This window comes from Secundilactobacillus hailunensis, from assembly GCF_005405185.1.
Taxonomy (GTDB): Bacteria; Bacillota; Bacilli; order Lactobacillales; family Lactobacillaceae; genus Secundilactobacillus; species Secundilactobacillus hailunensis.
In genome coordinates, this window is sequence record NZ_BJDO01000057.1 from 1 (window position 1) to 12067 (window position 12067).

At 47.4% G+C, this 12067-nt stretch carries 11 protein-coding genes and 1 other RNA gene; 7 read left to right on the top strand and 5 right to left on the bottom strand.

Features of this window, described 5'->3' with window-relative positions; all coding sequences use genetic code 11:
- Positions 1 to 301: 301 nt before the first annotated feature.
- From thiI to ezrA, 3 genes are all read right to left on the bottom strand, one after another.
- On the bottom strand, positions 302 to 1519 hold the full coding sequence (thiI, locus tag FFM73_RS11035) for a tRNA uracil 4-sulfurtransferase ThiI (RefSeq protein WP_089136546.1): 1218 nt from the start codon (positions 1517 to 1519) through the stop codon (positions 302 to 304).
- A 23-nt stretch (positions 1520 to 1542) separates the two neighbouring features.
- Positions 1543 to 2691: a cysteine desulfurase family protein gene (locus FFM73_RS11040; RefSeq protein ID WP_137631761.1), complete on the bottom strand. Its 1149-nt coding sequence runs from the start codon at positions 2689 to 2691 to the stop codon at positions 1543 to 1545.
- Between the two features lie 306 nt (positions 2692 to 2997).
- Positions 2998 to 4740 (bottom strand): septation ring formation regulator EzrA, encoded by a 1743-nt coding sequence (ezrA, locus tag FFM73_RS11045; protein ID WP_137631762.1) that lies wholly within the window; start codon positions 4738 to 4740, stop codon positions 2998 to 3000.
- A gap of 174 nt (positions 4741 to 4914) precedes the next feature.
- Here ezrA and msrC point away from each other — a divergent pair, with 174 nt between their 5' ends.
- Positions 4915 to 5388: a free L-methionine (R)-S-oxide reductase MsrC gene (gene msrC / locus FFM73_RS11050; RefSeq protein ID WP_137631763.1), complete on the top strand. Its 474-nt coding sequence runs from the start codon at positions 4915 to 4917 to the stop codon at positions 5386 to 5388.
- A 194-nt stretch (positions 5389 to 5582) separates the two neighbouring features.
- Positions 5583 to 6188 (top strand): 30S ribosomal protein S4, encoded by a 606-nt coding sequence (rpsD, locus tag FFM73_RS11055; protein ID WP_137631764.1) that lies wholly within the window; start codon positions 5583 to 5585, stop codon positions 6186 to 6188.
- 64 nt (positions 6189 to 6252) lie between these two features.
- On the opposite strand, the gene FFM73_RS11060 is transcribed toward rpsD, so the two are convergent.
- Positions 6253 to 6843, bottom strand: coding sequence for a DUF1054 family protein (locus FFM73_RS11060; RefSeq protein ID WP_171001284.1), 591 nt, complete (start codon positions 6841 to 6843; stop codon positions 6253 to 6255).
- A gap of 82 nt (positions 6844 to 6925) precedes the next feature.
- Here FFM73_RS11060 and FFM73_RS11065 point away from each other — a divergent pair, with 82 nt between their 5' ends.
- The 5 genes from FFM73_RS11065 (at position 6926) to FFM73_RS11085 (ending at position 9877) form a co-directional block, all read left to right on the top strand.
- Complete coding sequence (locus FFM73_RS11065; RefSeq protein ID WP_137631766.1) at positions 6926 to 7393, top strand: YueI family protein; 468 nt, start codon at positions 6926 to 6928, stop codon at positions 7391 to 7393.
- A 21-nt stretch (positions 7394 to 7414) separates the two neighbouring features.
- Positions 7415 to 8689 (top strand): replication-associated recombination protein A, encoded by a 1275-nt coding sequence (locus FFM73_RS11070; RefSeq protein ID WP_137631767.1) that lies wholly within the window; start codon positions 7415 to 7417, stop codon positions 8687 to 8689.
- A 55-nt stretch (positions 8690 to 8744) separates the two neighbouring features.
- Positions 8745 to 8934, top strand: a non-coding RNA gene (ssrS, locus tag FFM73_RS11075) — 6S RNA.
- 88 nt (positions 8935 to 9022) lie between these two features.
- Complete coding sequence (locus FFM73_RS11080; RefSeq protein ID WP_137631768.1) at positions 9023 to 9313, top strand: hypothetical protein; 291 nt, start codon at positions 9023 to 9025, stop codon at positions 9311 to 9313.
- Between the two features lie 78 nt (positions 9314 to 9391).
- Entirely contained in the window at positions 9392 to 9877 is a 486-nt protein-coding gene (locus FFM73_RS11085; protein ID WP_054654068.1) for a universal stress protein, read from the top strand.
- A 134-nt stretch (positions 9878 to 10011) separates the two neighbouring features.
- On the opposite strand, the gene FFM73_RS11090 is transcribed toward FFM73_RS11085, so the two are convergent.
- Positions 10012 to 12067, bottom strand: a 2056-nt coding sequence (locus tag FFM73_RS11090) for a mucin-binding protein (RefSeq protein WP_171001285.1), incomplete at its 5' end; no start/stop codon positions are given.

Here is a 12067-nt window from a genome sequence, read left to right on the forward strand (position 1 = left end):
AACCAAGAAAACATGTTTATCCGAATCTTCCAAATCGCTGCTTAGTCCCTATTGCGAATGCCCCTAGAACAAAGGGTTATTTAGTGTACCCAAAATCCATTTAAAGGGTACAAAGTCCCGATATTTCCGATCTCGACCACTCAAATCCCGTAAGCAACAAAGAGCTTCCTCCGAAGAGAAAGCTCTAAATATAATCAAGTCGTTAATCAACACCGTTTGACAAAGACCCCAAAAAAAGCCATGCACCAACCGGCACACAGCTCCATCAATCAACTTCTAAATTGCTCTTTAATTCAATCTCTTACAGTAATTCCGCAAACACGTCTTCTTGCTGGTTCATAAAGTTTTCACCAGGCCGGATCACGGTGACTTTGATGCCGTCGAGGGCTTCTTGCATCAAGCCGTCCACATCGATCAGTTTTTCAAAGTTGCGGGTCTTTTCAAGGTCAGGCCGCGTCTTTGGTGCTGGCGGTGTGAAGATCGTGCAGCAGTCTTCAAATGGCATAATCGACAGATCATAGGTATCGATCTGTTCGGCAATCTTAATGATCTCAGTCTTGTCCATGGAAACTAACGGTCGCAGCACTGGTAAGGTGGTCACGTCATTAATGGCCATCATGGATTCAAGGGTCTGTGAGGCCACTTGACCCAAGGATTCGCCAGTGAACACGCCCTTGTCGCCACGGGAAACGGTAATGGCTGCAGCAATCCGCAGCATCATCCGGCGCTGAATGGTCATTAAATAACCCTCTGGTACCTTTTCTTTGATGGTTTCTTGAACCTTGGTAAACGGCACCTGAATAAAGTTGATGCTGCCAGCGTAACCCGCAATCTTGGAGGTCAGCTGCTTGGCTTTACCCAGCGCTTGTTCACTGGTATATGGCGGACTAAAGAAGTGCACCATGTCCAGTTTAACGCCCCGCTTCATGCCCATGTAAGCTGCTACTGGTGAATCGATCCCACCAGAAAGCATCATCGTGGCCTTACCGCCAGTGCCAACGGGCAAGCCGCCAGCACCGGGGATGGTTTCGCTACTAAGAAAAATTCCATTCATCCGAACTTCCACTCGCAGCGTAATATCGGGCTGTTTCATTTTAACTTTAATCCCCGGAACATTGCGCAAAATATGGCCACCCAGCTTGTCGTTGATCTGGTTGGTGTCGTATTCGAATTGATGGTCCTGGCGACGGGTGTTGATCTTAAACGTCATGCCAGGTTTGAATTGGGCCTGAATCATTTCCAGTGCGGTATCTTTAACGGCTTCGAAATCCTTTTCCACCTTGATCACCGGTGAAAAGTTTTCGATACCAAAGACACCCTTTAACCGTTCGATGACGGCATCTGAATCATTCCCGTTCAGTGCAACGTGCAACCGGTCATACTGCGCACGGACATCTAAACCTTCAAAGTCATGCAGGCTGTGACGAACATTGCGGCCAAGCTGGCGAATAAAATCTTTTTTATTCTTTCCCTTGGTCGAAAGTTCCCCGTAACGCACCATAATTTCTGAATATTGCATATGGTCTCCTTTTCGATTAAATCTTAAGCTGATAATAGTTTGAACTTGTCGTAAAGCTTATCAAATACCTTGTTGAATTCGTCTGCTTCGGCCAACGTGTTGTGGTCGTCCAAAGAGATTCGAATGGCGCTGGTGGAAAGTTCTTCGGGAACGTGCATCGCGCTCAAAGTGCTGGAAGGAATATGCTTCTTGGAACTGCAGGCACTGGTAGTTGAGATGTAAATGCCCTGTTCTTCAAAAGCGTGAACGATGGTCTCGCCACGAACACCCTGAATCGCAAAACAAAGAATGTGCGGTGCGAAGCCAGCGTTATCCTCAGAAAAAGTCGTCACTAACGGGAATTCTTTGACGTGATCAAAGATGCGTTGCTTAATAGCAGCTTCATTAGCCACTTTTTTCTTTTCATCCGTCAGCAGTAACCGTAAAGCTTTGGCCATGGCAGCAATTGCCGGCAAATTCTCAGTACCGCCACGTAGGCTGCGTTCCTGTCCGCCACCATCGATCAATGGGGCGATCTTGCGGCCACGGCGAGCATAGATAAAGCCGATGCCCCGTGGTGCATGGAACTTGTGGCCAGAGAAAGTCACGAAGTCCACCCGGTCATTCATGATCAGATCTTGAATACCCTTGCCAATTCCTTGGACGGCATCAATGTGAAAATGAATCTTGGGATAGTCTTTCAGTACTTCGGCCGCTTCTTTAAGGGGTTGAATCGTACCAATCTCGTTGTTCACGGCCATGATCGACACTAAGATCGTGGTTGGCCGAATGGCAGCTTTCAAATCATCAATGGAGATCCGGCCGTGCTTATCAACGGGTAAGTAGGTCACTTCAAAGCCTAATTTTTTAAGCTGTTCCATTGAGTTATGAATGGCGGGATGTTCAACTGCGGTGGTGATCAAATGGTTCCCAAATTGCCGCTTTTCAATGGCGGTTCCTTTTAAGACCCAGTTATCGCCTTCGCTGCCGCCGCTGGTGAACAGTACTTCGCTTTGAGATGCACCGATTAAATCGGCGATCTGTTTGCGGGATTGTTCCAGTAAGTTGAAAGCTTCTTCACCGAACTGATGTAAACTAGAAGGATTACCCCAAACTTTGTCGCTGACTTTATCGTAAGTCGAAACAACTTCGGGATCCGCTTTGGTTGTTGCACTGTTATCAAAATAAATCATGTATACTCTGCCTCTTTGCGTTTTAGATTGGTTCGACTCCAATCATTGGATAGACTGGGGTTGATTATATAGGATATGGTGACGCAAGTCAAAGGGTGCGGAAGCGGGCGTTTAGAGAGCGGTGTGCAAGGCGGGGGCAACGTAAACCCTGGGCTTGGGGTTTGGGTTGTCCCCGCCTTGCATGCAGCTCTCTGCCCGCTGGAGCCCGACTAGGCTATATAAACGGAAAAAGACCCGCAAAATAAAAAAGCACCGCCATCCCAAAAATCCGGACTGGCAGCACCCTATCTGATTCAGTTAACAACCCTATTTTTCTTCCGGTTCCTCATCAGCGTGCTTTTCATCCGCTGATTTTTTACTCTTATAGTACCGGTCTTCTAACCGCTTATACGATCCTGGTTCGACCTCATCCAAAACGGTCGCAATCGTTTCCAGACTCTTCGGGTAGTCGTAGTCCTCGTCAAACAAACGCTGGGCCTCCTGACTGGCTTTAGCGACTTCGTCATGAGTCATGCGGTAACGGTTGGCATACTGAATCAGCTGTTCAGCAAGTTGCGCGCTGTCGATCAGATCGTTGGTCTTTTCGGTTAAACTGTCGAGATCAGACTGGATCATGATCAGCTGTTTGGTAATGTCTTCCATGTTGATCTGCACTTGATCCATGTCATCAGCTAACTTATCAATTTCATCGCTGACAACTTGGTAATAGTCCAAGTAAGCCTTTGACGCTCCGGGCAAGTTTAAATTTTCAACTTCGCGGCGAATGCTGTGGAGCTGAAATTCAAACTGCTGTAAGTTTTGATCAGCCTGCTGTTCTTCTTTGGCCAATCCAGCAACGGAATCATTGATCTCCTGCTGCTGTTTTTCAATCTGCGTTAAATCGTGCGTCTGCCGTGTTTGGTGAGCATCTACTTCCGTGTAGACCGCCTCATTGCTGTGGATGTTTTCCACGTCTTTTTGATAGGTGGTCTCAATGTTGCGCAACTGTTCGGCAAATTCACGGGTAGTCTCTAGTTCTTTATGATCTAACGTGTAGTTGGTATTTAAGCGTTCCAGCTCACGCATTAGTAACGTATTTTGGTTTTTAGCATGGTTGATGAATTTGGACAGGTAATCCAGGTTCTTCGTGACCTTGGTCTTAGCGACCATTTCTTTTTGCATTAGATCATAGAAGTGATCGATCTTAGTGGACAGCGACGTATCCGCCTGTTTGACTGCGGCCACGTCCAGCTTAGCTAACAGCTCCTTACTCCGGCTGATCTCTGCCGGCAACGCTGCAATCTGGTCCTTCAGATCGGTCACGGGGAATTGGTAACCATCCGCTGACAATTCGTTTTCACCCTGAGTCAATTCCTTGACCTGAGTTGGAAATTCAGTCTCCAGGTTAGCCACTAACGGTGGGATGGCCTTCAGCATTTCGTCTAAGTGATCCGTATCAGACTGCAGCTGTTCCAGTAACTTAGCTGCTTCTTCGTGGTCGCCCTTGCTGGTCACTTCGCGGAAATGATCGTTATCATCTTCCAGCTGACCTAACTGGGTCTCTAACCCATCAATGGCATCACCGTACATAAAGTTTTTCGCCAATAAGGTTTTCCGTAGCGACTGGTACTTAGCTTCTAGCGTTTTCACCGCCTGCTTATGCTGGGCGTCGATCTTCTTGAGTTCCGCGATGCGGTCTTCAATCTTTTGAATGGCCTGTTCGGCAACTTCCAGTGACGCCGTGGCCTTTTTAGCTTCACCCTGGGCGTTTAGCATCCGGTATTGTTTAGCATTATTAATCGCTTCATTAACTTGTTGTTCCAGCCGTGGTAGTCGATTTTCCTTCAGGTCACTAAAATCAGCGGCCAGTTGTGTCACTTCTTCCAGCGTCTTGCCCGTCAAGCTCATGGCGCGAACTTGGTCAACTGAAGCCCCCAGCTCATCAATTGTCAGTGCTTCCCGTTTTTGATTGATCCCTTTCAATCGTCTGATCAGGTACTGCTGGTAGATTAAGATACCCGCGTATATGACAATTGCCAGGATAATAACACCTATTAATATCCTAAACATCTAATCCCCATCCTTCGTTACCAAAATACATCTTTATGTATATTAGATAGATTATGATTGCATTTTCATCAATTAGCCCTTAAAATCTATACCAGCTTAAATTATAGCATACCTTGTGAAAAGGCTTCACTCGAATTTAAACATTCGTAAACTAATACGTGAGGGGTAATCAAAATGACAGAAACTAATACCACCGTTTCAATGATGAATCAACAGTTAGACGCGCTCTTATATAATGAAACTAATTTGATCGCCAACTTGTCCAACGCATCGGCTTTACTGAACCAAAGCCTATCTGACCTAAACTGGGCGGGCTTTTATCTCTACCAGCCAGATGAAGACGAACTGTTACTGGGACCCTTCCAGGGCAACGTCGCCTGCGTACACATTAAAAATGGCGCTGGGGTCACCGGAACCGCTTTGAAGACCCAGCAATCTCAATTAGTCGAGGACGTCCATCAATTTCCCGGTCACATTGCCTGCGATTCTGCCAGCAACAGTGAAGTTGTGGTACCGCTCACTAAAAACGGCGTGAAAATCGGCGTCATGGATCTGGATTCCCCTAAAGTCGGCCGCTTTACCGAAAAAGATCAGACCGAACTAGAACAATTCGCTGCGATTCTGCTGAAACATATTGACATTCAGTAAGAAAGCGCGATATACTGGCCATTGTGTAAAATAATGCAGCGGTGAGCGGTAAGCTCGTCAACAGATCACTGCCAAAAGGTGGTTCAGTTAGTAACCTGCGGCTGCACAGGGCGAAAGCTGCAAAGGGATCTGCACGAATATCAAACTCACGTCAAATTATTTTACTCCAACTAAAATTTTTGGAGGAACAATCTATGTCACGTTATACTGGCCCAAGCTGGCGGATTTCACGTCGTCTTGGCGTATCACTTTCAGGTACTGGTAAAGAATTAGCACGTCGTCCATTCGCACCCGGCGAACACGGCCAAGGCCGTCGTTCAAAGTTGTCCGAATATGGGACTCAATTACGTGAAAAGCAAAAGCTGCGTTTCACTTACGGCATGACTGAACGTCAATTCCACAACTTATTCGTTCGTGCAGGTAAGATTCGCGAAGGTAAAGTCGGTGTTAACTTCATGATCTTGCTCGAACGTCGTTTAGACAACGTGGTTTACCGTTTAGGTTTGGCTACTACTCGTCGCCAAGCTCGTCAATTGGTTAACCATGGTCACATCACTGTTGATGGCAAGCGTTTGGACATCCCTTCATACGAAGTTAAGCCTGGTCAAGTGATCAGCGTTCGTGAGAAGTCAAAGGATATGCAAATCATCAAGGATGCCGTTGAAGCCGTTGTTGGTCGTCCTCAATACGTTGAGTTCGATGCTGACAAGCTTGAAGGTAAACTTGTTCGTTTACCACAACGTGAAGAACTCGATGCAGATCTTGACGAATCTCTTATCGTTGAATACTACAACCGTTAATAAGCGTTGTTTAGCTATAGAAAAGCAATTTGCACGTTATGTGCAGATTGCTTTTTTTTGCGTTCTAAATCAATTGTGCAAAGAATGGTCCTAACTCAGCCACCGTTTCCAGCAGTGTCCGCTGCTGGTCAGACGCCGTAAACAGCGCGTCCCCTCGCAGCCACTGCCGGCCCACTAAAAAATCCGCCTGCTTGACCTGCTGGTAGCGCGTTAACTGATCAGCCAGACTGGTTGCCGAAACCGCACTGGAAACTTTAGCCATATGGTTGGGACTGATCTCATAATCAGCACTGAGGTGAGCCAGTTCCGGTAAGATCCCCGTTAACCGCTGAATCATTTCCGGCCGCTCCCGGTTCTCGGCTAAACTGGCCAGCCAGATAAACAGCCGGTCGTCCCAAAAACCGATCATGATATGCGGTGCCATTTTATAGCCCCGCTTATTTGCGCTAAACGCCACCCAAGTATTCATCGGTGGATTCTTATGCCGACGTAAATGTTTGGCCACGTGCGCGTAGATTGGCTTTTGAAGCCCTAACGTTTTAATTACTAAGGGCGCCAAGGCCTCAAACTTAGGATCAATCTCCGCGCGAATGCCGGCCATCCGCTCCGCTAACGTGTCATTGTCAAAGACTTGAAAATCAGCATCATTAAACACGATTTTTCCCCGTTCTTCCTGCTAACTGTTCCTACAGTCATGTTACAATAGTCTTACTCTTAAAGAAAGTGGGTGTTACGCAATGCCAGACAAGGACCAAATGACGTCTCACTTGGATAACGCCATGTATGGGCCGCCCAAATTACACCCGGATGAGCAACGCACTTATCTGGGCACGTTTCGTGAACGGGTCGACTTACTGATGTCCATCCAACAACTGCAGCACGCCGAGTACCAAACCGAATTTCAGACTGAACTCAAGGCGCATCCAGACTACCAAGTGATCTTTAACGGTCACACGGGAATGGAAGCTTTAAAACCGTACATTCAAATTGCCGGTCAGCTGCAGCGGGCATTCACCATCGTCCAAGACGATTTCTACGGTGGCAAGCCCACCGATTCGGGGCTAGTGGTGATCTCAAAGACCGCCATCAACCAGTATCCCATCAAGGTGGAAGACCGGGCTGACAAACAGCCTGCCCAAGCGCAGTCACCAGCCAAAGAACAGCCCACGTTCTGGACGAAGATGAAACACCACCTCGGCCTTTAAATTATTGAAAGAAGTCAAACTATGCCACAACCTTTAGCTTATCGCATGCGACCACAGCGACTTGAAGACGTGGTCGGCCAGCAGCATCTGGTTGGTCCGGGAAAGATCATTTCCCGGATGGTCAAAGCTAAGATGCTGTCGTCAATGATTCTCTACGGTCCCCCGGGTACTGGTAAAACCAGTATCGCCAGTGCCATCGCCGGCTCCACGAAATACGCGTTTCGTAAACTCAACGCCGCTACGGATACTAAAAAGGATCTGCAGATCGTTGCTGAGGAAGCCAAGATGAGCGGTACCGTGATCCTGCTTCTAGACGAAATCCACCGGCTGGATAAGGTCAAACAGGATTTTCTGCTCCCCCACTTGGAAAACGGCCGGATCGTTTTAATTGGCGCCACTACCGAAAATCCTTACATTAGCGTGACCCCAGCGATTCGCAGTCGAACCCAGATCTTCGAAGTCAAACCGCTGATGCCAGACGATATCCGCACGGCCATTGACCGGGCCCTGGCTGATAAGGAAAATGGCCTGGGAAACCAGCAAATCGAATTAAACCCGGCAGCTGAGAACCTATTAGCCACCGCCACTAACGGTGACCTCAGAAGTGCCCTGAACGGCCTAGAACTAGCGGCTAAGTCCACGGACGCAACCGATGGGACCATTCACCTCACCTTGCCGATCATTGAAGAGTGCCTGCAAAAAAAGGCTTTCAGCCATGATAAGGACGGCGATGCGCACTACGATGTCATCTCCGCCTTTCAAAAATCGATTCGCGGCAGTGATACGGATGCAGCCCTGCACTACCTCGCTCGGCTGGTAACGGCTGGAGACTTACCCACCATTGCTCGCCGGTTAACGGTGATTGCCTACGAAGATATCGGGCTAGCCAATCCGCCGGCAGCGGCCCGGGTGGTCGAAGCCGTTACCGCGGCACAGCGGTTAGGTTTTCCAGAAGCCCGGATTCCACTGGCAGACGCCGTCATCGAACTGTGCCTGTCACCGAAGTCCAACTCCGGCATCATGGCCATTGATGCCGCCATGGCCGATATCAAATCGGGCAACTACGGCGACGTTCCGGCGAACTTAAAGGACGCTCACTATAAGGGCGCCGCGGATCTCGGTCACGGGATCGATTACAAGTACCCCCACAGTTTTAAAAACGACTGGGTCAAACAGCAGTATTTGCCAGATAAAATTAAAAACGTGCAGTACTATGAGCCAAAGACTAACGGCAAGTTTGAAACCGCTCTGGCACAGCAGTACGACCGCTTACGCAAAGCCCAGCACGCAAAATAATTAGTTATGCAGGAGTCAAAATAGCAAAATCGTCAAAAATATGCTAATATATAAGTGAGTTCTAGGGTGTGCGCGTTGTCCACATACGTGTTTGCCGAACAATAATGTTACATTGGGACATGGGTTAACTCTGCCGGATTGCAGGCCTTTTACACTTGGTAGCATGAACGTAGATATACCCGTCCCACCTGCTTATCAGCGGGCCAAAACCTATCGGACAAATTAACGGCACTATTAGATCTTCAAAGTGGCAACACTTTGGGGCTGGCTTGCACTATGTGAGTCAGCTTTTTTATTTCTCGCAAACAGCTTAACATCCATGGAGGACTTCTCTTGTTAATCAATATTTTAATGATCGTCTACATCTTACTCACCTTCTTCATTGGCGGGTTCTTTCTCAAACATACTCACCGGGCATTTTTAGTCTTTCATCCGGAAGAAAATCCTAATTTGTCGGGCATCGTCAAGTTTGGTGGCTGGTCGTTGATTGTCGTTGGCGTACTGGCAGCCATCGCCACCATCATGCAAAACGACGTGTTTATTTCCATGACATTGTTGATCGGTGTACTGGACATTTTAGCCATTCAATTGATGCTGGTCAGTTTCTTGCCGAAGTTTAAATGAAAACGGTTTACATTTTACTGTCTATTTACCTCAAAATAACGTAAAATAGAGTTAATCAGTAAAGAGAGGTGAGTCATCATGTTACAACAATATAAGCATATTTTAGTTCCAGTTGATGGTTCTTACGAAGCCGAATTAGCTTTTGAAAAAGCGGTCGCGGTTGCCAAGCGGAACGGTTCTGACCTGCACTTAGTTCACGTTGTGGATACCCGTGCATTCCAAAACATCTCCAGTTTTGACACCACCATGGTTGAAGAAGTTACCGATACTGCCAAGAAGACCTTGGACAAGTATATTCAACAAGCAAAAGATGCTGGCGTAAGCAGCGTTGACTACTCGATTGAATATGGTGCCCCTAAGACCATCATCGCCCGTGACATGCCTAAGAAATTAGACATTGACCTGATCATGATCGGTGCCACTGGTTTAAACGCTGTGGAACGTCTCTTGATCGGTTCAGTCACCGAATACGTTACCCGAACTGCCGTCAGCGATGTCTTAGTTGTTCGGACGGACCTTGAAAATAAGCCAGCTAAACAACCTTCAAAGCGTGTTAAACCTTAATTAATAACCATTAACTAAACTGGGTCCACTCAATAATGAGCGGACCCAGTTTTTGTGTCTATAAGCTACAAAACGAGGTCACCTATTGCTAGATGACCTCGTTTGTAATATTTGCCGTATGACTCGTTTAACGGTTATTGATCGTCAGACTTGCGACGTTTCTTACCTAAGCCAAATACACTGAGCAGGCTGAGCAATCCGAGTCCGATTGTTGCCATTACGCTTGATTGTGATTCATTGGTTTGTGGTAATTGAACCTTGTTAGCGCTTTGGTTTTGACCCTGGTTATTAACATTAACCTGAGCTTGACCTTGACTTTGAGCAGCAGCTTGTTGACCCTGAACAGTAGCTTGATTGCTACTGTTGCTAGTTGCTGCCGCATTAGCACTGCCTGTCGCCACTTGACTCGTAGAACCTGCAACGGACTTGCCGGAAACTGCTTCACCATCGTTCAAAGCTGTTGCCTCGCCATTGTTTGCTGGACTGCTCTTCTTGCCCTGCGTTGATACTGGACTAGAATCGACATTCTTTTTCTTGGGTTTGACCGCTACACCTGGTTGCGAACCAGTCGACTCGCCTTTAGTTGTCTTACCAGGTTGCGCGTTAACAGCTGCGCCAGGTTGGGTACCGTTTGATTTAATGTCGCTGCCAGGTCCAGCTGTTGGTTGCGTTGTATCTGTTGGGTTAGCTGGATTAGTTGTAGTATCAAGTGGTCCAGTTGGTTGGTCCGTACCAGTGTCTTGCTGCGTATCGGTATCGGTACTTGAACCCTTGCCTTGACCATTATCAATTGGCGTATAAGTTACTTTACCAGCACCGTTTGGATCATCAACTGTGATCGTGCCATCCGGATTAACCGTACCAGTGACTGTTTGCTTATTAGCTGTGTAACCAGGAATATTAGGTACGGTAATCGGTACTTTCTCACCAGTTGTACCAGTAACCGAAACGGAAACTGGGTTACCTTGATTGTTTGAAATTGTAACAGTACTAGTCGCCGTATTTGGCATGTAGGTTACTTTGAGCTCTGGCTCAACTGGTCGAATCAGTTTGCCATTGGCATCAGTCTTGATTGGTGGCTCTGGAACAGTTTCAGTGGTGACGGTTGGAGTATAACCCGTAACCGTTGGCACCGTAATATCAGTTCCCGGCACGTTCGTAAAGCTGGTCGAAGTCGTATTCGGAATTGGATCACCGGCGGCATCGACCGGTACTACGTTTACCGTAACCTTCGGTTGCACAATTTTGGCCAATTGCACCGTGTAGACTGGCACTTTGCCATAATCGGTATAGTTGGTTAAAGCCCCAGCTAAGCCATTGTGATTACCTGTCTTTAACGAGTAGCCGGTATTGATTAGCGTTTGCTGCTCTTTAAATGCTGGTTGGTAATCGACGGTGCCATCCGAAACACCAGTCAATTTAACCCCATTGCCCAGAGTCTTGCCGTCTTGGTCAACAAAGTTGACTTTAATACTTTGATTTTCAGGGGTATAAGTTACCTTTCCCGTCGTATCAGGGTTATCAACGGTAATGGTGCCGTTCGGATTGACCGTGGCTGGTACGCTGGTCTTATCCTTGGTATAGCCTGGCTTATCTGGCACGGTTACAGAAACCGTTTGACCAGTTGTTCCAGTGATACCCGGCACGTTCACGTTGCCCTTATTGGTTGGAACGGTCACTGTCTGAGTCGCCGTATTTGGCATGTAGGTTACTTTGAGCTCTGGCTCAACTGGTCGAATCAGTTTGCCATTGGCATCAGTCTTGATTGGTGGCTCTGGAACAGTTTCAGTGGTGACGGTTGGAGTATAACCCGTAACCGTTGGCACCGTAATATCAGTTCCCGGCACGTTCGTAAAGCTGGTCGAAGTCGTATTCGGAATTGGATCACCGGCGGCATCGACTGGTACTACGTTTACCGTAACCTTCGGTTGCACAATTTTGGTCAATTGCACCGTGTAGACTGGCACTTTGCCATAATCGGTATAGTTGGTTAAAGCCCCAGCTAAGCCATTGTGATTACCTGTCTTTAACGAGTAGCCGGTATTGATTAGCGTTTGCTGCTCTTTAAATGCTGGTTGGTAATCGACGGTGCCATCCGAAACACCAGTCAATTCAACCCCATTGCCCAGAGCCTTGCCGTCTTGGTCAACAAAGTTGACTTTAATACTTTGATTTTCAGGGGTATAAGTA

Excerpts from the sequence above, each read along its gene's own strand:
- FFM73_RS11065 (WP_137631766.1), top strand. The coding sequence starts at position 6,926 with ATGCCAGACAAGGACCAAATGACGTCTCACTTGGATAACGCCATGTAT.
- msrC (WP_137631763.1), top strand. The coding sequence starts at position 4,915 with ATGACAGAAACTAATACCACCGTTTCAATGATGAATCAACAGTTAGAC.
- FFM73_RS11040 (WP_137631761.1), bottom strand. The coding sequence starts at position 2,691 with ATGATTTATTTTGATAACAGTGCAACAACCAAAGCGGATCCCGAAGTT.
- FFM73_RS11070 (WP_137631767.1), top strand. The coding sequence starts at position 7,415 with ATGCCACAACCTTTAGCTTATCGCATGCGACCACAGCGACTTGAAGAC.
- FFM73_RS11085 (WP_054654068.1), top strand. The coding sequence starts at position 9,392 with ATGTTACAACAATATAAGCATATTTTAGTTCCAGTTGATGGTTCTTAC.
- ezrA (WP_137631762.1), bottom strand. The coding sequence starts at position 4,740 with ATGTTTAGGATATTAATAGGTGTTATTATCCTGGCAATTGTCATATAC.
- rpsD (WP_137631764.1), top strand. The coding sequence starts at position 5,583 with ATGTCACGTTATACTGGCCCAAGCTGGCGGATTTCACGTCGTCTTGGC.
- thiI (WP_089136546.1), bottom strand. The coding sequence starts at position 1,519 with ATGCAATATTCAGAAATTATGGTGCGTTACGGGGAACTTTCGACCAAG.